The organism is Mesorhizobium sp. M1423, assembly GCF_040317575.1.
Taxonomy (GTDB): domain Bacteria; phylum Pseudomonadota; class Alphaproteobacteria; order Rhizobiales; family Rhizobiaceae; genus Mesorhizobium.
Window position 1 is genome coordinate 1 of the sequence record NZ_JAMYKU010000014.1, and the last position, 20,007, is coordinate 20,007.

Annotated in this window: 19 protein-coding genes and 3 pseudogenes; 18 read left to right on the plus strand and 4 right to left on the minus strand. The window is 62.1% G+C overall.

The genetic code is table 11. The annotated features are described in order from the left end of the window. Positions 1-175 precede the first annotated feature (175 nt). From NKG95_RS18285 to NKG95_RS18295, 3 genes and pseudogenes are all read left to right on the plus strand, one after another. Positions 176-1,144, plus strand: a pseudogene (locus NKG95_RS18285) (zinc-binding alcohol dehydrogenase family protein). Positions 1,145-1,473: 329 nt separating this feature from the next. Then, positions 1,474-1,701, plus strand: coding sequence for a ribbon-helix-helix domain-containing protein (locus NKG95_RS18290; RefSeq protein ID WP_023718512.1), 228 nt, complete (start codon positions 1,474-1,476; stop codon positions 1,699-1,701). Then, positions 1,698-2,135, plus strand: coding sequence for a TA system VapC family ribonuclease toxin (locus NKG95_RS18295; RefSeq protein WP_023718511.1), 438 nt, complete (start codon positions 1,698-1,700; stop codon positions 2,133-2,135). Before NKG95_RS18290 ends, NKG95_RS18295 begins: the two co-directional genes overlap by 4 nt. 187 nt (positions 2,136-2,322) lie before the next feature. On the opposite strand, the pseudogene NKG95_RS18300 reads toward NKG95_RS18295, so the two are convergent. Further along, positions 2,323-2,565, minus strand: a pseudogene (locus tag NKG95_RS18300) (D-amino-acid oxidase); the annotation flags it as partial. 9 nt (positions 2,566-2,574) lie between these two features. Between NKG95_RS18300 and NKG95_RS18305 the strand changes: the two are divergent. Further along, a complete protein-coding gene (locus NKG95_RS18305) occupies positions 2,575-3,378 on the plus strand; it encodes a D-alanyl-D-alanine carboxypeptidase (protein WP_353041788.1) in 804 nt (267 codons plus the stop codon). Between the two features lie 331 nt (positions 3,379-3,709). Here NKG95_RS18305 and NKG95_RS18310 read toward each other — a convergent pair. Continuing rightward, a pseudogene (locus NKG95_RS18310) lies at positions 3,710-3,859 on the minus strand (ABC transporter ATP-binding protein); the annotation flags it as partial. A gap of 69 nt (positions 3,860-3,928) precedes the next feature. On the opposite strand from NKG95_RS18310, the gene NKG95_RS18315 reads away from it, so the two are divergent. After that, positions 3,929-4,786, plus strand: a complete 858-nt coding sequence (locus NKG95_RS18315; RefSeq protein WP_353041790.1) for a protein-L-isoaspartate O-methyltransferase family protein — start codon at positions 3,929-3,931, stop codon at positions 4,784-4,786. Between the two features lie 215 nt (positions 4,787-5,001). Here NKG95_RS18315 and NKG95_RS18320 read toward each other — a convergent pair whose 3' ends face one another. Continuing rightward, positions 5,002-5,616, minus strand: coding sequence for a glutathione S-transferase family protein (locus NKG95_RS18320; protein WP_353041792.1), 615 nt, complete (start codon positions 5,614-5,616; stop codon positions 5,002-5,004). A gap of 95 nt (positions 5,617-5,711) precedes the next feature. Then, positions 5,712-6,785, minus strand: coding sequence for a pyridoxal-phosphate dependent enzyme (locus NKG95_RS18325; protein ID WP_353041794.1), 1,074 nt, complete (start codon positions 6,783-6,785; stop codon positions 5,712-5,714). Positions 6,786-6,872: 87 nt separating this feature from the next. Here NKG95_RS18325 and NKG95_RS18330 point away from each other — a divergent pair, with 87 nt between their 5' ends. From NKG95_RS18330 to NKG95_RS18390, 13 genes are all read left to right on the plus strand, one after another. Next, a complete protein-coding gene (locus NKG95_RS18330) occupies positions 6,873-7,355 on the plus strand; it encodes an Lrp/AsnC family transcriptional regulator (protein ID WP_353041796.1) in 483 nt (160 codons plus the stop codon). Positions 7,356-7,660: 305 nt separating this feature from the next. Further along, positions 7,661-8,323 carry a TetR/AcrR family transcriptional regulator gene (locus tag NKG95_RS18335; protein WP_353041798.1) on the plus strand — a complete coding sequence of 221 codons (663 nt, stop codon included), beginning with the start codon at positions 7,661-7,663 and terminating at the stop codon, positions 8,321-8,323. 111 nt (positions 8,324-8,434) lie between these two features. Then, the gene (locus tag NKG95_RS18340; protein WP_023718497.1) at positions 8,435-9,298 is read left to right on the plus strand and encodes a TauD/TfdA dioxygenase family protein; all 864 of its coding nucleotides are present in this window, start codon (positions 8,435-8,437) and stop codon (positions 9,296-9,298) included. A 24-nt stretch (positions 9,299-9,322) separates the two neighbouring features. Next, on the plus strand, positions 9,323-10,270 hold the full coding sequence (locus NKG95_RS18345; protein WP_353041800.1) for a carbohydrate ABC transporter permease: 948 nt from the start codon (positions 9,323-9,325) through the stop codon (positions 10,268-10,270). After that, entirely contained in the window at positions 10,260-11,096 is an 837-nt protein-coding gene (locus NKG95_RS18350) for a carbohydrate ABC transporter permease (protein ID WP_353041802.1), read from the plus strand. The genes NKG95_RS18345 and NKG95_RS18350 overlap by 11 nt, the downstream gene beginning before the upstream one ends. A 28-nt stretch (positions 11,097-11,124) precedes the next feature. Then, positions 11,125-12,414, plus strand: coding sequence for an ABC transporter substrate-binding protein (locus tag NKG95_RS18355; protein WP_353041804.1), 1,290 nt, complete (start codon positions 11,125-11,127; stop codon positions 12,412-12,414). Positions 12,415-12,810: 396 nt separating this feature from the next. Continuing rightward, positions 12,811-14,349 (plus strand): ABC transporter substrate-binding protein, encoded by a 1,539-nt coding sequence (locus NKG95_RS18360; RefSeq protein ID WP_353041806.1) that lies wholly within the window; start codon positions 12,811-12,813, stop codon positions 14,347-14,349. A 114-nt stretch (positions 14,350-14,463) separates the two neighbouring features. Further along, positions 14,464-15,405 (plus strand): ABC transporter permease, encoded by a 942-nt coding sequence (locus NKG95_RS18365; protein ID WP_352910055.1) that lies wholly within the window; start codon positions 14,464-14,466, stop codon positions 15,403-15,405. Beyond that, positions 15,405-16,268: an ABC transporter permease gene (locus NKG95_RS18370; protein WP_353041808.1), complete on the plus strand. Its 864-nt coding sequence runs from the start codon at positions 15,405-15,407 to the stop codon at positions 16,266-16,268. Before NKG95_RS18365 ends, NKG95_RS18370 begins: the two co-directional genes overlap by 1 nt. Beyond that, complete coding sequence (locus NKG95_RS18375) at positions 16,268-17,491, plus strand: amidohydrolase/deacetylase family metallohydrolase (RefSeq protein ID WP_353041810.1); 1,224 nt, start codon at positions 16,268-16,270, stop codon at positions 17,489-17,491. The genes NKG95_RS18370 and NKG95_RS18375 overlap by 1 nt, the downstream gene beginning before the upstream one ends. Beyond that, on the plus strand, positions 17,488-18,507 hold the full coding sequence (locus NKG95_RS18380) for an ABC transporter ATP-binding protein (RefSeq protein WP_353041812.1): 1,020 nt from the start codon (positions 17,488-17,490) through the stop codon (positions 18,505-18,507). The genes NKG95_RS18375 and NKG95_RS18380 overlap by 4 nt, the downstream gene beginning before the upstream one ends. After that, positions 18,504-19,496, plus strand: a complete 993-nt coding sequence (locus NKG95_RS18385; protein ID WP_353041814.1) for an ABC transporter ATP-binding protein — start codon at positions 18,504-18,506, stop codon at positions 19,494-19,496. Before NKG95_RS18380 ends, NKG95_RS18385 begins: the two co-directional genes overlap by 4 nt. A 13-nt stretch (positions 19,497-19,509) precedes the next feature. Then, a complete protein-coding gene (locus NKG95_RS18390) occupies positions 19,510-20,001 on the plus strand; it encodes a RidA family protein (RefSeq protein WP_352639600.1) in 492 nt (163 codons plus the stop codon). Positions 20,002-20,007: the final 6 nt, after the last annotated feature.

Below are 20,007 nucleotides of genomic sequence, written 5' to 3' on the forward strand. Positions count from 1 at the left end.
CTCTTCATCATCTTGTCTCTGCGGCTCTGTTAAGTTTTTTAATCATCCCCCTCCCTATAATTTTTATTTTCTTGCATTCTCACCCGCCGGGGGGGGCGCGCCCCCCCCCCCCCCCCCACTTCCTGTTGCCGGACTCCAGCTTAGCAAGGGGGGAATTGCCGTCATGGATCCCACCATCAAAGTCGTGCGATGCTCCGAGCCCGGCAGACTGGTGTTTGAGGAGCAGCAGGCACCAGACGCTCCGCCCGAAGGCTGGGCACTGGTCAATGTCGCCTTTGTCGGGATATGCGAAACCGACTACCACATCTTCGAGGGCAGGCATCCTTATCTCGCCTATCCGCGCATCATGGGCCATGAGGTTTCGGGAACAATCGCGGCAATCAACGCGCCGGACCTGTCGGTCGGAGAGCAAATCCTCGTCAATCCCTATCTTGCCTGCGGACATTGTGCCGCCTGCCGCCAGGGCAAGCCTAACTGCTGCATGTCGATCGAGGTGCTTGGCGTGCACCGTGACGGTGCCATGAGTGAGCAGATTCTCGTGCCGGCGCAAAACTTTCCAGCGGCCGGCCTGTCACTGGTGGAGGCGGCCACGGTCGAGTTTCTGGCCATCGGTGCCCACGCAGTCCGCAGATGCATGGCGGGGCCGGGCATTCGCACCTTGGTTATCGGCGCCGGGCCGATCGGCCTCGGCACCGCGCTTTTTGCGCGAATCGCGCAACAGAACGTGACCGTCATGGACGTCGATACCGAGCGGCTGACCTTCGATCATCGAAACGATAGCGGCGCGAACTGCGGGAGCAGGTTTCGACGTCGTCTTCGACGCAACGGGAAACAGCCGTTCGATGCAGTCTGCCTTGCCTATGTTGCTCATGGCGGCGTCATGGTGATGGTCAGCGTCGTGCCGGACGACATAACTTTCTCCGATCCAGAGTTCCACAAACGGGAAATGATGCTGATCGGCAGTCGCAACGCGACTCGTAGCGATTTCCAGCACGTCATTGCCTCGATTCGCGCTGGAAAAATACCAATCGACCAGCTTGTCACCCACCGCACCACCCTGCGCGACAGCCCACGCGACATCGCAATCTGGGCGCAGCAGAAGTCCGGTCTGATCAAGGCCGTTATCGACGTAGGATCTGGCTGACTTCAGCAACACGATCAAGACATGTCATCGCAGCCCTGGTGCTGCATTGTGGGAGGGCGAGTTGCTCGGTGACGCCACGCTAAGCGTCGCGCTTGACACGGTATTCCGTGCGGTTTTCCTCAGATAACAATTGTCCCTGCCGAACTGGCTTGGCGTTTCGCTGATTACCGCGGGCGCAGTTTTCGTCGCATAAAGGTTGAAGCCGCGGAGCGACGATCTTTCCGGCAAAACGTGTTCCACGCAAATCCGCCGGGTATTCGCACCGCTTGAGTGTCCGACGTAGCTAGTCCACATCATGCGTGATGTTTGATGCGCGTCAGGAGAGTGATATGAGAACCACACTGGCGATTGATGACGACGTCCTGGTCGCGGCCAGGGCCATGGCCCGGCAGCAGGGTCGTAGCCTCGGCGAGGTCATTAGCGATCTCGCCCGGCGCTCGCTGCGCCGGCCTCAAGCTGGCGGCGAGCGCAACGGGATTCCTCTTCTGTCGCCTCGGCCGCATGCACCTCCTGTCACGCTTGAGACGGTCAACGCCTTGCGAAACGAACTGCCTTGACCTTCCTGCTCGGTGTCAATGTGCTGATCGCACTGATCGATCCTGGTCACGTCGCCTATGGCGACGCGCATGGCTGGTTCGAAGAGACGGGCAACGCGGCATGGGCTACTTGTCCGATCACCGAAAACGGCGTCCTGCGCATCGTCGGGAACCAAAGATATCCTAATTCTCCCGGCTCGCCCGCCATCGTTGCGCAAATCGTTACCAAGTTGCGGGCTCTGCACGGGCACAGCTTCTGGCCCGACGATGTGAGCCTGGTTGGCTCCGGCGACATCGATGCAGCGAAAATCCTGACTTCGGCACAGGTCACGGATACGTACCTTCTCGCGCTCGCCAAGGCGCGAGGCGGCCAACTTGCCAGCTTTGACCGCAAGCTGTCAGCGGCGCCCGTGAAGGGCGGGAAGTCTGCACTGCACCTGATTCCCACAAGGTAGACCGCCGGGCTCTTCGGTGCAGTCTGCCTTTCGATCTTCTTGGCTTTGAATTGAGGCTTGCGCAACTTGTCGCGCTCAGCGCACTCCAGTGGATCGCGAGCGGCTATCTGGCCATAGTTTGCGGGGCATTCATCTTCTCCCTTGAGCGTCCGCGCTTGGACAGTTCGGCCTTGCCGCAATTGCCCTTTCAGCTGAATCGATTAGCGCGAAACGTTGCAAGCATGGGATGCGGATTGCCTGAGGCGATTTCTTTGGCAAGCAATCCGCCGACGATCAATCCAAGCGTGGCGCCGTTGTGGCTAAAGGCGACGTGAAGCCCGGCGACGGTCTCGACGGAGCCAAGCACTGGCTCGCCGTCGCCCGGGATGGGCTTCGGGCCAACTGCATAGGTAGCGAGTTGGAGCCGCGGATTGCCCTCGAGCACCGCACTAGGCGCAGGATGCGGATCGCGCCATCAGAGGTACGACACCATCATCGAGCGGTTCGAGCCGCCGCCGCGGCCTCCGCGGCCGCTGCGCTCAGATTTCGCCCAACGCGATCTCAAGCTCGTGAAAAGGGATTGCCCAATGCTCGTGATCCATTCGACCCCTCTGACGACCCTCGTCGCGTTAGTCACGCTTGGCTTATTTGCGGCGCCGGCGCGCGCGCCGATACCCTTCGGCCGGTCGCGGGCGACCCGCCTGAACATGTTTCGGCTGTCATCGGAGAGATCCAGTCGAAAGCGGCGTACGCGCACACGAGTTGGGGCATGCGCGTGGTCGATCTCGACACGGGGGCCGTGCTTGTCGACCAGGCGGGAGACCGGGCGCTGACTCCTGGATCGATCATGAAGGTATACAGCACTGCCACCGTGCTGGATCTGTATGGTGCCGAGTACCGGTTTCACACTCCGGTCCACAGGACCGGGTCCGTCTCGGACAGTATGCTTGGCGGTGATCTGATCCTGGTCGCGTCCGGCGACTTCAGTTTCGGTCTACGCGAGCAGTCGGACGGCACCCTCGGCTACAACAATATGCCGGAGATCGACCACAACTATGCTGATACCGGCTTTGCAGGCGGCGCCTTGGTGAAGGGGAGCGACCCGCTCGCGGCGTTTGATGGCTTGGCCAAGGAAGTTCGCGGTGCGGGCATCACGCAGATCAAGGGCGACGTCATCATTGATGCGCGTCTCTTCGAAACCTATCGCGACGCCGGGCCATATGCTGATCACCGACGTGGATGCACGGGCGCTGCCTTGGCCTAATGTCGAGCTTGGCGCGAGCTTGCAATGATCGTGCTCAAGTCAGAGCTTGCCTGATCCAACGCTCCGAAGCACCTCGACAGCAGGGCAGACGGGATGGCCTCTGACCGTGGACCCCACCAAGGCCTTTCGCGAGAGCTCTGACTGCGCCTCGAAGCTTGGTAGTCATAGTCGTGCATGACCCTCGCGAAGAGTAGGTCAGCGGTGATGATTTCGGACTGTACTTGATTGAGCTCATTCATTTTATCTGCCGCTCTGGCTGGGCTTCTGGCTTATTCGCCGGCCCAGCTCGGTATATCAACCTTCGGTAGCGGTATAAGGTTCCGGAACTAATCCCGCCAGAGAGCTGGTGCGGGAACCTGTAACTGAGCGCCGGATCCAGGCCGACCGACCGCAGGACGGCTTCCACGTCTACCGAGTTCGTTGCGAACCCTTGGTTTCGGAGCGGCTCCTTGAGCTGTGAGCGGATCGTCTTGCGGGGATAGGGCCCCTTTGCCGTCGTTCGGTTTTCTGAGAGCATGACAAGTACGCCCAATCCGCGAGCCGACATTCCATGCCAACAAGAATCGATGCCAGTGACGCGCGCCGGTGGTTTGCCGAAGACCTGCGTGTCTCATCACCTGTCTTGCACAATCCTGCGGTCATCGAGGCCTTCGCAAAGGTTCCGCGCGAACAATACCTCGGTGACGGGCCATGGCGTATCCATTCGAGATTGCAGATCGGGGCGGTCCATACGAGCCCTTCAGCCGCACTTCACGAGATTTATCACGACGTTCTGGTCTCGCTTGACGAACAGCGCGGATTAAACAGCGGCTTGCCGTCGCTTTGGGCATTGGTTTTCGACCATCTGAACATGGCTCCCGGTCAGACTGTCCTTCAGGTGGGCGCTGGTGTCGGCTATTTCACCGCCATCCTCGCTGAACTGACGGGGTCTGAAGGACGCGTAATTGCATATGAGATCGACGAAGAACTAGCTCGGCGCGCGCAAAGGAATCTTGCTCGTTATGCCCACGTCGAAGTGACGTTCGGTGACGCAACGCAGGCAGTTGATCTGCCAGACCTCGATGTCGTGGTCGCCTTTGCCGGCGTGACGCACGTGCCGGAACGGTGGCTTTCAAATTTGTCCGACGCTGGCCGGATGGCATTGCCGTTCACAGGTGAAGACCGACGAGGCTTCATGATGCTTCTGGAAAGGGCTGGCGATACGTTTCCCGTACGGTCGCTTGTGCCATGCGGGTTTTACCCCTGCAGCGGAGCTAGGCGCAGTGACGAAGAAAAGGCTTTGATGGTCGCCCTCAAGGCTGCCCGAGGCAAGGTCACCCGTCTCGCGCAATATCATCGAGGCCGACCAACAAATGGCCTCGAGAACGCTTGGTTGGTGACCTACACATACTGGATTTCGAAAGCCTAGAGATTGATGTCAATCTTGCATGCGGCGCGGCGTTCCACGAGCGATCTACGCCGTCGGGAGCAGTCCGAAACATCATTGCGTCCGAAATTTCCCGATCCGCGCGCGCGGATTGTAGTCGCGGTCCTGGCCGGCTGCAGCGCAGGCTTCCTCTTGGCCTCGAGAACGTTTGGCTGGTGACCGACACATACTGGATTTCGAAAGCCCAAAGATTGATGTCAATCTTGCGTGTCGCCGTCGTAGAGTGTGTCACGCATTGAAGGGCGTTCCACGAAGGATCTAAACCATTGTTCCAGTCGTGGCCTTCCCTGCAAGAAGTCCGGCAGTCCGCGGAATTCCAGCCAGCTTAGACAAGTGGCGAGCGCGATGTGGCCGACATGGAGCGGCGCGTCGAATTCGACCTCGCGTTCCACGAAGTCATAGGATTCGATAAGCTTCATCATCATGCCTTCGCTCAAGGCGGGATAACGCAGATGTTCAGGGCGGCGCTCGTTTTCCCAGCGGATGGAAATGCCTATGTCGCACATGCCGCCGGCGAGCGCCTGGAGGCGCAGGGCGGACCATTTTGCTCGCCCCGTTTCGGGGATGAGCCGACTGCTTTCGAGATTGTCGAGATAGTCGCAGATTACGCCCGAATCGAAGATCGCATAGCCGTCGTTGAGAACGAGAACGGGCACCTTGCCAAGCGGATTGATCGCAAACACATCATCGTTGCGATTGATGGGGCTCGTCTCGTGATGAATGACGCGCAGACGTCCGGCAAGCCCGGCCTCGTGGGCAAAGACCAGAACCTTGCGCGCGTAGGGGGAGTGGGTCTGGTAGATGAGCTTCATGGACCCGTTCTGCGTTGAGTCTGAAGCGTGGGCATCTCGAGCAGTCCGCGGCCCAGCCGCTCTTTTGTTCAATGGTCCGGGGTCTGGCGCCATCGTCATGCGTCCTTCTCCAGTTCGGCCTCGGTCACGATGATCAGCACCCGGCTCGATTCGTCGAGCGCAAGCTCCTGCGACGGGCCGGAAGTCGCGACGGCGGTGGCGAGGCCGGCGAGGCCGGCCGCACCCGACGGGGTTGTGCCTGGACCGTTTGCCTCGCGAAGTCGGCTCTTCGCGTCGGCAAGCGCCGCTTCGGACACGGTTATGACCCGAGCGTTGCCTTGGCGGAGTACGTCGAGCGCCGATGCGGCTGCTTCGCCACAGGCGAGCATGTCTGCCGACGTCTTGAGATCGCCGGATATCCGCACGGACCGTGCTTGCGACAGCGCGGCCGCGACGCAGGCTGCGGCCTCTGGTTCTACTACGACGATCATGGCTGGAGGCATCAACCAGTCCTTCAGCCCAGTCGTCAGGGCGGCGGCAAGTCCGCCGACACCGGCCTGCACGAAGAGGTGGGTTGGCCTCAGATGGCCGATCTCGTCGACCTGGCGACGAATTTCCGCAGCAAGCACGCCATAGCCAGCGACGACATCTGCGACAGCTGGGTCATCCGGGTCGCTCGAGGTGTCGGCCACGAGAATGCCTTCTCCGGCGCGGGCCGCCGCAGAGGCCAGATCTACGGCATCGTCATAGGTGCCGTCGACCCACACGATTTCGGCGCCTTGTGATTCGATACGCCTGACCCGCGCCGCAGGAACGCCCGTGTGGAGGTATATTTTTGCCGTCCCACCGGCAAACTTCGCCGCCGCGGCAACGGCAAGTCCGTGATTGCCGGCGCTGGCCGTGATTAACGCCGGCAACGGCGTCCTGGCCCGCTCTGGATCGAGCAATTCGTCGATATCCATCCCGGTAGCCCGGGCCAGAGCACACAGACCAGCATAAGTGCCGCCGAGGGACTTGAAGCTGCCCAGGGCACGGTGTCCCTCGTTCTTGGCAAGCACCTGGGCCACATCCAGGCTCGCAGCGAGGTTTGGCAGGTCGAGCAACGGTGTCGGTGCATAAAATGGCGACAGGCGCTGTAGCAGCGCCGCAATGAGATCGGGGTCAAGGCCCGCCTGTGTGTCTATGGTCATGAGGCAAAGTTCTATCCCGGAAACCACGCCGGTTGGCGCCTATTATCGTTGCTCGCCTGCCTGATTTCGTCATACATGCCTGTCCTCATGACGAAAACTGCCGCCCTCGATCGCTTCGACTATGTGCTGCTGTCGCTGGTTCAGCGCGACAACCAGATCCCGGCGCGGCGTCTCGCCGAGCAGGTCGGGCTTTCCCAGAGCGCGGTTCTGCGCCGCCTGCGCCGGCTGCGGAAGGATGGCGTGATCGCAGCAGACATTGCCGTCGTTCGCCCGGGGGCCGTGGGCCTGCCGCTAACCATCCATGTGCTCGTTTCCCTGGAACGGGAGAGCGCTGTCGAGTTGGACGCCTTCATCGGCAAGCTTCGCGGGCGCTCGGAGGTTCGTCAGGCTTGGTATGTCACCGGTGAAACCGATTTCGTGCTCCTCCTGCAATTGCCAGGGATGGAGGCGTACGATGTCTTCACGCGGGAAGTCTTCCACGCCGATTCGAACGTGAAGGCGTTTCGCACCATCGTGACGATGCGAGAAGTGATCGGCGCAGCCGATGCGCAGCCGCTATCCACTGCCTGAGTTTGTGGCCTGTCCCCAGCAAGGTCATTGCCCTTTTGACCCGTAATATCAGTCAAGGGCGCGAACCAGGTTGAAGGTCGATATACGCGTTCCCGTATCTACTCACCCGCCCCACCACGAATGTCTGCACCTGGCGCAAATTAGTTCCGCCAGTGCGTAGAAAGAGACTCTAGTACGACGGGTACATCGCATGGCAATTTGTGATAGCAACGCTGATCGCGTCTGGTGCCGGTCGGTGGGCGGTTGCGGCTCGTTCCGGCATAGTGATCGTCGCGGCAGCGAGCGGCATGAATTTCGGAAGGCATATGAGAGCCAACATTTCAGGATCTCCCGGTGACGAGGCGCACTCTACGCGGACCAGAATCAAAGAGGTCGCGGCCGAGTTCTATGTCCTACGCGGCCACGATGGTTTCAGCTTCGGCGATATAGCGACGGCAATCGGCACGACGCGCGCCAACATCCATCATCACTTCGGCAACAAGCGTCAGCTGATGGAGGAATTGATCGCAGACTTCGCCGCCAACGCCGAGGCCCGCATCAAGCGCTTCTGGACGACCCCCGATATCCGGTTCTTCGACCGTCTCGATATGCAGCTCGAGGATCTGCGCCGTTTCTACGAACGTTTCAATGCTGAGAAGGGAGCCCGCAATATGTGGAGCCCGCTTTCGCGCCTTCGCCACGACCTCCCGGTTCTCGGCGAACCAGCGGAACGTGCCCTGGAGCGCGTCAACCGGGTCTATGATCAGAGCCTGCGTCATGCGGTAGACCAGGCGGTGAAGGACGGAGAGCTTTCCTCCGACACGCTCAGCGACGAGCTCGTGCACATGCTGCGCATTACCCTTCTGTCCTGTCCACCGATGACGCAGGACACCGGAAGCTTCGACGAGGTCGCCAGGACCTTCGCAGCGCTCGCCGCGATCATCCGCGCCGCTTGGCATGATGCGGGGAAGGGCTCGGGTCGAGGCTAGACATCCAGTGGATCAAAGCGAGGGTGAGTTGACAGCCTTTGGCTTTCAAGTTACTTACTTGCAGGTAAGTCAGCCCATGATGGCGACGAGGCGCGTATTAGGGAGGATCACGTGCTGCGCGATGACGCATTCACTCGTTTCGAGGTCAGCCCCTTCACTGGAGCGCTCGGTGCAGAAATTCGTGGGATCGATCTGGCGAGCGCGAGCGAGGATGCCTTCCAGGACGTTCGCCGCGCGCTCTACAAGTATCATGCGCTCGCCGTGCGCGATCAGGAGCTTGACGCCGCCGGCGTCCACAAGGTCGCCCGCCGGTTCGGACCATTTAGCGGCAATCCGGTGCACACGCCGATCGACGGCTTTAACGATATCGTGCGCTTCGTGCGCGAGCCGGACGACACGGGCAAGGTGATCGGCGAGGACTGGCACATGGACCTCGCCTGGCTACCGAAGCCGCCGGGCATTACGATCCTCTACGGTGAGGAGGTGCCGCCGGTTGGCGGCGACACCTGCTTCTCCAGCCTCGAGAAGGCATATGACTCGCTTTCGCCGCGGCTGGTCGAGATCCTGCAAGGCCTGACGGGCGTCCATAGCGGCCGCGGGGTCTTCGCCATCAACGCGGCCCACAGCCGGCTCGGCGTCAAGGCCGATGTCGAGGCGATCGAGAATGCCGTCGTCGAGCATCCTGTGATCTGTCGCCACCCCGAGACTGGCCGGCGCTATGTCTTCGTCAGCAGCGTGATGACCAATTTCAAGGGGATGACGGAGGAAGAAAGCAAGCCGATGATCGACTTCCTGATGGCGCGGGCTGTCCGGCCCGAGTTCAACTGCAGGCTGCGTTGGGAACCGAAGACGCTCGGTATGTGGAACAATCCCCATGTCCTGCACACCGCCATCAACGATTATCCCGGATATCGCCGGGTGATGTACAGAACAACGGTGGAGGGCACCGTTCCACTTGCCGCCAGGGACGGCTGACGCGCAACCGCTCAGGGAGGAGCAATGGCATTTGGTTCCGAGGCATCCGTCGGCCACAGGGGGGAGGGGACGGCGGAAGCGGCTGGCGAGACCAAGAGGCGGCGCTTCGCGTTTTCGCCGGCCTACCTCTATGCGACGCCCGTGCACCTCCTGGTGCTTGGGATCATCGTGCTCCCCGCCATCTTCGTCCTGTGGCTGAGTTTCGAAGCCTCGTCATTCGGCCAATCGGCAACCTTCGTTGGGTTCGATAACTACATCCGCGTCCTCACCGATCCCTATTTTTGGCGTTCGGTCTGGAACACCGTCCTCGTCGTCGCCGTGGCGGTTCACATCGAACTGCTGCTCGGCCTTGGCCTGGCCCTGCTTTTCGCTTCCGGGCTTCCCCTCCAGCGCGTCATGCTCGTCGTGGTGCTCGCTCCCTACGCCATCAGCGAGGTGACGGCGGTCGCAATGTGGCGCTTCCTGTTCGATCCGGACGTCGGCCCAATCACGCTGATGCTGCGATACACCGGTCTGCCGACGCTCGACTGGACGTTCATCCCTTCTCACGGCCTCGTCCTCGTCGGCCTGCTCACGATCTGGCTGCACCTGCCATTCACATTCATCATCCTCTATGCGGCACGACTCGCGGTTCCGAAGGAGCTCTACGAGGCTGGGCGCACCGACGGGGCCAATGCGTTCCAGCTCTTCCGCAACATCACGCTGCCGCTCCTGGCGCCAGCGATGCTCATCGCGCTGCTCTTCCGCTACATCTTCGCCTTCCGCCTCTTTTCCGAGGTCTGGCTCCTGACCCAGGGCGGCCCGGCACGCACGACCGAGGTCGTTTCCGTTTATCTTTATCAGGAAGGCTTCCGCTACAACTCGTTCGGCACGGCGGCCGCGACGGCGTGGATGATGGTCGTCATCTCGCTGCTGCTTGCGACTGGCTATGTATGGCGGCTGCGCAAGGAATCCTTGGCCAATGCGTTCTAGGCGTCTCGCCATCGGTGCCGGAAAGATGCTCGCTGTTGCGGCAATCGTCGTCTGGTCACTGTTTCCGATCGGCTTCATCGTGCTCTCGTCGTTCAAACCCGGTCGCGAGATTTTCGCGGTTCCACCGGAGCTCTTCTTCGAACCGACCTTGGAGCACTACGCCTCGCTGTGGCAGCGCTGGCCGGCCTTTTTCGACGGGCTCGTCAACAGCCTGATCATCACCACCGGGGCGACGGCGCTTGCCGTCATGGCAAGTCTGCTCGCTGGTTTTGCCTACTCACGCTATCGGGGCGTCCGTTTCCTGGAAGGATCGGTGCTGTTTCTGATCGGATCGCGGCTGATCCCGCCGATCGTCGTGACGCTGCCACTGTTCCCGGTCGTCAATCGGCTCGCGCTCAACGACACCCATCTGGTGCTGATCCTGCTCTGCGCGACGTTCTTTGTTTCGCTCGGCACGCTCTTGATGCGCACGTTCATCGATCAGGTACCGCGCGAACTCGACGAGGCGGCTGTCCTCGATGGCGCGCGGCCGCTGACAATCCTTGTGAAGATCATCTTGCCGCTCGTAGCGCCCGGCATGCTCGCCGTCGCCGTCTTCGTCGTCGTCTTCGCGTGGAACGAGTTTCTGTTCGCCTATATCTTCACCGCCAACCACGCCAAGACCGCGCCTCTGGTCCTTTCGGAGATGATCAGTTCGATCGATGGCGTCGACTGGGGCGTGCTCTTTGCTGCCTCTACCGTCCAATTGCTGCCGGTTCTCGTCTTCGTGGTCCTGATGAACCGGTTTCTCGTCGCCGGATTGACCGCCGGCGCGACCAAGGGGTGACGACGTCACCGAGAAAGGGAGGAAGACAATGCCTTTGCACATGACACGCAGAGCCCTGCTGACGACCGCGATGGCCGCCGGCGCGACGGGCGCCTTGGGTCGGTTGGCCCATGCCCAGGCAAAGACGCTGAACGTGCTTTGCCATCGCGTCCACCAAGCCAACCTGACGACCGGTGCCGCCGGCGATGTCATCAAGCCCTGGGAGGACAGGAACAACGCCCAGATCTCCTGGACCACGCTCGACAGCAATCCGCTCCAGGACCGGCTATTCCGGGAGGCGAGCCTGAGCGAGACCGACTTCAACGTCGGCTATATCATCGACAACCGCATGACGTCGCAGATCGCCTCGCTCTTCGAGCCGCTCGACCACCTCAAGAAAGCCGAGCCGATCGAGGATTTCGACGATATCGCCGAGGGCCTGCGCCAATCGATGACCGTCGGCGGCAAGCTCGTCGGCATCCCCGTGCGCCATGCCACGCAGGGGCTTTTCTACAACGAGGAGCTGCTTCAGGAGGCCGGCATTTCGGCGCCACCGAACACATTGGAGGAGCTGGTCGAGCAGGCGAAGAAGCTGACCTTCACCTCCAAGTCCGGCACGCCCGTCGTCGGCATAATCCTTGCGAGTGACCTCGCTGTCTTCCCGGTCATGTTCGCCCGCGCTTTCGGCGGCGATTTCATCGACAAGCAGTTCCAGGTGGTCCCCGATCCGGAGGCGATGGAAAAAGGCCTGTCCGTGCTTGCCGACCTCTTCAAGGCCGGCGCGCTCCCCCGCAGCTATGCCACAACGCGCAACGACGACATGGTGACGTGGATGCAGCAGGGGCGCGCTGCCTTCGCGGTGCTGCCTTTCGCCCGCTACGCGCAGCTCAACAACAAGGAACAGTCGACCGCACCGGGAAAGATCAAGGCGATCGAGTTCCCCGGCTCCAAAACCCTCGGCAGCGGTCACGAAATGCATCCGGTCGTCGAATCCTGGGCGATGGCCATTCCCGCCAATTCGACGGACAAGAAGCTCTCCTGGAGCTACATCCGTTTCGTAGCGAGCAAGGCGGCCACACTCGACATGGCGCGCAACGGCAATGGCCCCGTCCGCACCTCGACCTATGCCGAGCCGTCGTTCGCCGGGTCGTTGCCGCAGGCGAAGGTCGAGGCTGCCGCGCTCGCCAGGGCGCGACCGGCCTTCCCGGCTTTTCCCGAAGCCGCTCGCGCTCAGTCGACATTTCTCGAGGAGGTTCAGCTCGCCGTCCTCGGTCGCAAGAGCCCGAAGGAAGCGGTCGCCGCCATTGTCGATCGCGTCAAGCCGCTGATGCCAGCTTGATCGTATGGACTGACGTGGCCATGTCGCCTGCTACTTGCCAGGCGACCAACCGGCGAGGATCAGCGCGGTCGTAAAGTCGTCGTCGGGTGAGGCGGTGTTCCATGGACCTGAGTTCGATCGCGCGAGCTCAGGACTGCTTAGCAGTGCGCTGGCGGCAGACAGCAGGTTCAGCGCGCCGCCACCGATATCCCACCACGCGGCCTAGGCGCCTGGGCGATCGCGTGATGCAGGCCTGTGGCAAGGCCACGCCTTGGCGCACGAGGATCATCAGCGACTCCAGCCGCGCGACGTCCTCTGGGCGAAAAAAGCTTGACGACGTCATATTCGGATGCGTTTACTTCGTCCGTAACTAGGATATAAATTCCATTACTATGGAACAGAGCGAAGGGAACCAAGATGAGGCGTTTCTTGCAAATCGTCGCTTCACTCGCCGCGCTTATGCTGCCGGCGACAGGCGCTGCCTGGGCCGAGCCCGCTAGAGGTGGAGTGATTGATGTGGCGACCATTGGGGAGCCGCCGACACTGGATCCGATGGCCTCGACCGCCGATCTGGTTGGCATTGTCACACAGCACATCTACGAGACGCTCTATACCTTCGACAAGGACTGGGGCATCACGCCGCTGTTGGCCGCCGACATGCCACGGATTTCACCGGATGGCCGTACCTACACCATCGCGCTCAGAACCGGCGTTAAGTTCCACGACGGCAGCGATATGAATTCGGCCGACGTGGTCGCTTCGCTGCAGCGTTGGATGAAGATTGCCACGCGCGGCAAGCAGGCAGCCGAAGTCATCGCCACGGTCGACGCCGTTGACGACCACACCGTCAAGCTCACCCTGAAAAAGCCGTTCGCGCCACTTCTGTCGCTGCTCTCACTCAACAATGCGGCGGCAATCATCATCCCGTCCGAAAACGTGGGACAGGAGCCGCTGACCAGCTTCGTCGGTACCGGCCCCTATATGTTGAAGGAACGCAAGCCGGACCAGTACATCCAGCTTGCCCGGTTCGACGGCTACAAGTCGCGCGACGGCGAACCCAACGGCTATGGTGGCGCCAGAAAACAGTATCTCGACGAAATCCGTTTCGTGCCGGTTCCCGATGCGAACACGCGCGTCGAAGGCGCTGTCTCCGGCCAGTTCGCCTATGTTGACTCGCTGCCGGTCGAGTCCTTTGACAAGATCTCGGGTGGCAAGACCCAGCCGGTCATCTTGAAGCCGTTCGGTTGGCCGGTATTCGTCCTCAATACCAAGCAGGGGCTGAATTCCGACATTCGCATCCGCAAGGCGATACAAGCAGCGCTGGCGCCGAACGACATGCTGCTCGCCGCATTCGGATCGAAGGAGTTCTTCGCAGCCGACGGCGACATGTATCCGCAAGGCTTTGCCTGGCACACGGACGCCGGCACCGAGCCCTACAAGCCCGATGGCGACACTGAGGCGGCTGCGGCGCTGCTGAAGGAAGCCGGCTATGACGGCAAGCCTTTGCGCATCCTCACCAGCCGCCAATACGAGTTCCACTACAAGCTGGCGCAGGTCGCGGCCGAGTATCTGAAAGCCGCCGGCTTCCAGGTCCAGCTCGACGTGGTCGAATGGGCGACGCTGACAAAGAACCGCACCGACCCGGCGCTGTGGGACATCTACATTAGCCACAGTCCGTTCCTGCCCGAGCCGTCGCTGACCGGCATAATGTCGGACTCCTCTCCGGGTTGGTGGGTTTCGGATCGCAAGCACCAGGTGCTTGAGGCGTTCAACGCCGAAGCCGATCCGGCCAAGCGCGTCGCGCTGTTCGCAGATGTCCAGAAGGCGATCTACGACGAGGTTCCAGCGTTCAAGGTCGGCGACTTCAACGCCTTGGCCGCCCAGGCCCCCAAGCTGAAAGGCGTGACGCCGGCGCCATGGCCCTATTTCTGGAACGCTTATCTGGAAGGCAACTGAGACGGCTCCTCCCACCTTCCGCCTCAACCCAAGGATAGGCGGCCGGGTGCCGGCCGACAAAGAACCGTGGCGCCCGGCAAACCGTTCGATGATTGCTCAGGGACTATAACGCAGATGCTGCGCTCAATCCTCAACAGACTTCTCGGCATGATCGTCGTCATGGCGCTGGTCGTCACGATCGTGTTCGTCATCGTACGGGTGACGCCCGGCGATCCGGCGGCAGTCATGCTGGGTCCAGACGCCACGGCCGCCGATATAACCGCGCTGCGGTCCAAGCTCGGGCTCGACGGTTCCATCCTCGAACAGTTCGGGCGCTACGTTCTCGATGTCGTCCAAGGCGACTTCGGCCAGTCGATCTTCCTCGGCGAGCCGGTCACGACCGCGCTCGCCCAACGCGCCGAACCGACGTTTTTTCTCACCGTCTTCTCCCTGGTAATCGCAACGCTCATCGCGCTGCCGGTCGGAATCCTGTCGGCCTATAAGCGTGGCTCTATCTTCGACCAGGCGGCAACTACCATTGCCATGTTCGCAGCCAGCGTGCCGAGCTTCTGGCTCGGCCTTGTGTTCATTCAGTTCTTCGCCGTGAAGCTCGGCTGGTTCGACACATCTGGCTATGGCGGGCCGGGAGCTTCGTTTGCCGACCGGCTTGATCATCTGGTGCTGCCGGCGCTGGCGCTCGGTCTCATAAGCTCGGCATTGATCACCCGCTTCACGCGCGCCTCGATGCTCGACGTGCTCAATGACGACTATGTGCGGACCGCCCGGTCCAAAGGCATGAGCGAATGGCGTGTGGTGCTGAAGCATGCCTTCAGAAATGCCTTGATCCCCATCCTCACCGTCATCGGCCTGACCGCGGCACTGCTCATCTCCGGTGCGGTGGTGACCGAGACGGTGTTCGGTCTGCCCGGCGTCGGCAGCTTGGTCGTCTCGGCGGTGTTACGGCGCGACTATCCGGTTATCCAAGGCGCGCTGCTGGTCATTGCCGGGCTGTACGTCCTGGTCAATTTCGCCATCGACATGCTCTATCTGGCTGTCGATCCGAGGGTTCGCTACTGATGGCCGCTATCTCGGTGCCGCTCCAGGCGGAGCCAAATATGCTTTCGCGGCTGATGACGCGGCCGACGGCGGCGGTGGGCATCGCCGTACTGATCGCCATCGTGCTCGCCGCGATCCTCGCGCCGGTCATCGCGCCCTACGCACCGACCAAGCTCTCCATTGCCAGTCGCCTGCATCCGCCGAGCCTCGACCACCTGTTCGGCACCGACGATCTTGGGCGCGATATCTTTACCCGCATGCTCTACGCCGCGCGCACTTCGCTGGCGGTCGGCTTTGCTGTCGTGATCTTCGCCTCGATCATCGGTGTCGTTTTGGGACTGACTTCCGGCTTCTTCAGAAGGCTCGACGCGCCGGTGTCGCGGTTGATCGACGCCATGATGGCTTTTCCCGACATATTGCTCGCAATTGCACTCGTGGCGGCACTTGGCGCCACCGCCGTCAATGTCGTGGTCGCCCTCGGCGTGGTTTATGCGCCGCGGCTCGCACGCGTCGTGCGCGCCTCGACGCTGGTCATTCGCGAACTGCCCTATGTCGAGGCGGCCCGCGCACTCGGCGTGCCGACCCCGATTATCCTGGTGCGGCACGTACTGCGCAACGTCACTTCTCCATTGCTGGTGCAGGCAACCTTCATCTTCGCCAACGCCATCCTGGCCGAGGCCGGTCTGTCCTTCCTCGGCGTTGGCATATCGCCCGACATCCCGACCTGGGGCACAATGATCGCCACCGGCCGTCAATACATGGATCAGGCCGGCTGGATCATGATGTTTCCGGGCGGCGCCATCGTCATCACCGTGCTGTCGCTGCAGCTCGTCGGCGACGGCTTGCGCGATCTTCTCGACCCTCGTCTCGCAAAGGACATCTGATGTTCAGCAATCGCTCTTCCCAAACCGAAAGGCCGCTGTTGATCCGGGGCGCAAAACCAGTCGGCTTCGGCGGCGAGTTTGGCCAGACGATCGACGTGCTGATCGGCAAGGATGGCCGTATCGCCGAAACCGGTTCGACCATTGCCGCCGGCGAGGATGTGACGATGCTTGACGCCAATGGCGCGTTCCTGTCGCCCGGCTGGACCGATCTTCACGTGCATGTCTGGTACGGCGGCACCGACATTTCGCTGCGGCCGCAGCAATGTGGCGCCGCCCGAGGCGTCACCACGATGGTCGATGCCGGCTCAGCCGGCGAAGCCAATTTCCACGGCTTTCGCGAGTTCATCATAGAGCCGGCGCGAGAGAATATATACGCGTTCCTGAACATAGGTTCGATCGGTCTCGTCGCCTGCAACCGTGTCAGCGAGCTGACCGACATGCGCTCGATCGACATCGACCGCACCATTGCAACCGTCGAGGCCAACCGCGACGTCATCGTCGGACTGAAGGTGCGTGCCAGCCACGTCATTACCGGCGGCTGGGACCTGACGCCGGTCCGGCTGGCGAAGAAGCTTTGCCGCATCCTCAAGCTGCCGCTGATGGTGCACGTTGGTGAGCCGCCGCCACTCTATGACGATGTTCTCGGCCTGCTGAGCGAAGGCGACATCGTCACTCATTGCTTCAATGGCAAGGCCGGCGGCTCGATCATCGAGGACGACGATCTTTATCGGCTCGCCGAGGATGCGGCGCAGCGCGGCATTGTGCTTGATGTCGGCCACGGCGGCGCCTCGTTCTCCTTCGATGTCGCCAAGGCGGCGCTCGAGCGCGGTCTGCCGCCGAAGACGATCTCGACCGATCTGCACAACCGCTCGCTCGACGGCGCGGTGTGGGATATGGCAACCACCATGTCGAAGCTGTTGTCGCTCGGCATGGCATTCGACGATGTGGTGACGGCCTCGACGACGGCGCCGCGCCGCGCCATCCGGTTGCCCGCCGACGGACTGCTGGAAAAGGGCAGGCCGGCAGAATTCACTTTGTTCGACCTCGCCGACGCCGAGCTCACCGTGAAGGATTCGCAAGGGGCGACAAGCACGCTGCACCGGCTGTTCGAGCCTCGCCACGCTATCCTCGGTGCCGAGGCGATCATTGCCCACCGCCACCTGCCGCCGGAAGGTTCTGCGGGCAGTGTGCACGTCTGTCCGCATTGCGGGTGGAAATCATGAGCGGCGCGATCGCCAGCGACGTCATCCTGTCGGTTCGGGACTTGCGGACCTGGTTTCAGACCCGCCGTCTTACCGCCAAGGCGGTCGATGGCGTCACCTTCGACCTGAAGCACGGCAAGACGCTGGCCGTGGTCGGAGAATCCGGTTCCGGCAAGTCGGTGACCAGCCTGTCGATCATGGGCCTGCTGTCACGGCCCGGAAGGATCGCCGGCGGCCAGATATTGTTCCGCGACCGGCAGGAGCGTGTCCACGACCTCGCCGGATTTACTCAGAAGGAATTCCGCAAGGTCCGCGGTCGGGAAATCGCGATGATTTTCCAGGAGCCGATGACCAGCCTCAACCCGCTCTTCACGGTCGGCGATCAGATCGGCGAAATGATCGCGGTGCACGAGCCGGTGACCCGGGAGCAAGCGCACAGCCGTGCGCTCGCCATGCTGAAGCATGTCGAGATTCCGGACGCCGTCTCGCGGCTCGACGACTATCCGCACCAGATGTCCGGCGGCATGCGCCAGCGCGTCATGATCGCCATGGCACTCGCCTGCAGTCCGTCGCTGCTGATCGCCGACGAGCCGACTACGGCCCTCGACGTCACCATCCAGGCGCAGATCCTTGATCTCTTGCGTCGCCTGCAGGTCGAGATGGGCATGTCGATCCTTTTCATCACCCACAATCTTGGTGTCGTCGCCGAGATCGCCCATGATGTCGTCGTCATGTATGGCGGCCGTGTCGTCGAGCAGGCACCGGTCAACGACCTGTTTGCGCACCAGCGCCATCCCTACACGAGGGGGCTGCTGGCCTGTACGCCCAATGCCGCGCGCGACATCGGTGACGACGGCAAGCGCCGGGCGCTCTATTCCATTCCCGGCAGCGTGCCGCCGATCACCGCATTGCCGCCGGGTTGCGCCTTCGAGCCGCGCTGTGACTTCGCCATTGCGCCCTGTCGCGCGGCACCGCCGCCATTAATGCCGGCAGGGCCGCATGGCGCTTCCCGTTGCATCAGGAGTGCAGAGCTGTGAGCGCCGGGGTGATACCAAGTCGTGCGGCGACTGCGCCATTGCTCAGCGTGCAGGGTCTGACAAAGCACTTTCCCGCCCGCAATGGCCGCATCGTTCATGCTGTCGAGGATGTCAGCTTCGATGTCGGACGCGGCTCGACGGTCGGGCTGGTCGGCGAGTCCGGCTCTGGCAAGACCACCGCCGGGCGCGCCATCCTCAGGCTGGTGGCGCCGACCAGAGGCAAAGCGCTGTTCGACGGCGTCGATCTGTTTTCGCTGTCCGCACGTGAAATGCGCAGCTACCGGCAAAAGCTGCAGATCGTGTTCCAGGATCCATTCTCCAGCCTCAACCCGCGCATGCGCATCGCCGCCATCATCGGCGAGGCCCTCGACGCGCGCGGCTTTCCGCGAGGCAAGCGACGTGCCGACAGGGTCGCCGAACTGCTGACCCTGGTCGGCCTGTCGCCTGATCACGCCACGCGCTACCCGCACGAATTCTCCGGCGGCCAGCGCCAGCGCATCGGCATTGCGCGCGCGCTCGCCGTCGAGCCGGAATTCGTCGTCGCCGACGAGCCGGTCTCGGCGCTTGACGTGTCCGTGCAGGCGCAGGTGCTCAACTTGCTCGGCGAGTTGCAAAAGCGGCTCGGCCTGACGCTGCTGTTCATCGCGCATGACCTCTCGGTGGTCGAATACCTTTGCGACGAAGTGGTGGTGATGTATCTCGGGCGCGTCATGGAGCGTGGTCCGAGCCGTCTTCTCTACGCCGCGCCGCGGCACCCATACACCAGGGCATTGCTGGCGACAGCACCCGTGCCCGACCCGACCCGCCGCCGCACCCACGTCGCCTTGCATGGTGATATCCCAAGCCCGATTGACCCGCCTTCCGGCTGTGTCTTCCGCACGCGCTGTCCGGAGGCAATTGCCGCCTGCGCCGGGATCATTCCGCCCGTCGACGATATCGGCGGCGGGCATCACGTGGCCTGCATCCGGCACAACGAAAAAACGATCTGATTGGAGTTTGTGTATGACTTTTTCCGAGCTCATGAAGCGACCGGAAAGCACGCCCTACGACCGGCTTTTGGCGCTTGGAATAACGCTGCCCGAGGCGCCGCCGCCGATCGCCAATTTTGTCACACACGTGCAGGAGGGCAAGCTGCTGTTCCTATCCGGCCAGGGGCCGAGTGAGGCCGACGGCCGGGTCTATACAGGCAAGGTCGGTGCCGACGTGACGGTCGATCAGGCCTATGCCCATGCGCGGCTGACCGGTGTCAACCTCATTGCCGTCATGCAGGCAGCGCTCGGCGATCTGTGCCGCGTGCGACGTGTGGTAAAGCTGTTCGGCATGGTAAACGCCACGCCGGATTTCGCCGACCACCCCGCAGTGATCAACGGCTGCTCGGACCTGCTCATCGACGTTTTCGGCGAGCGCGGCACCCATGCCCGCTCTGCGGTGGGTCACGGATCACTGCCGGGAGGGATCAGCGTCGAAATTGAAGCCGTCATCGCCGTTGATTAGTCGCAT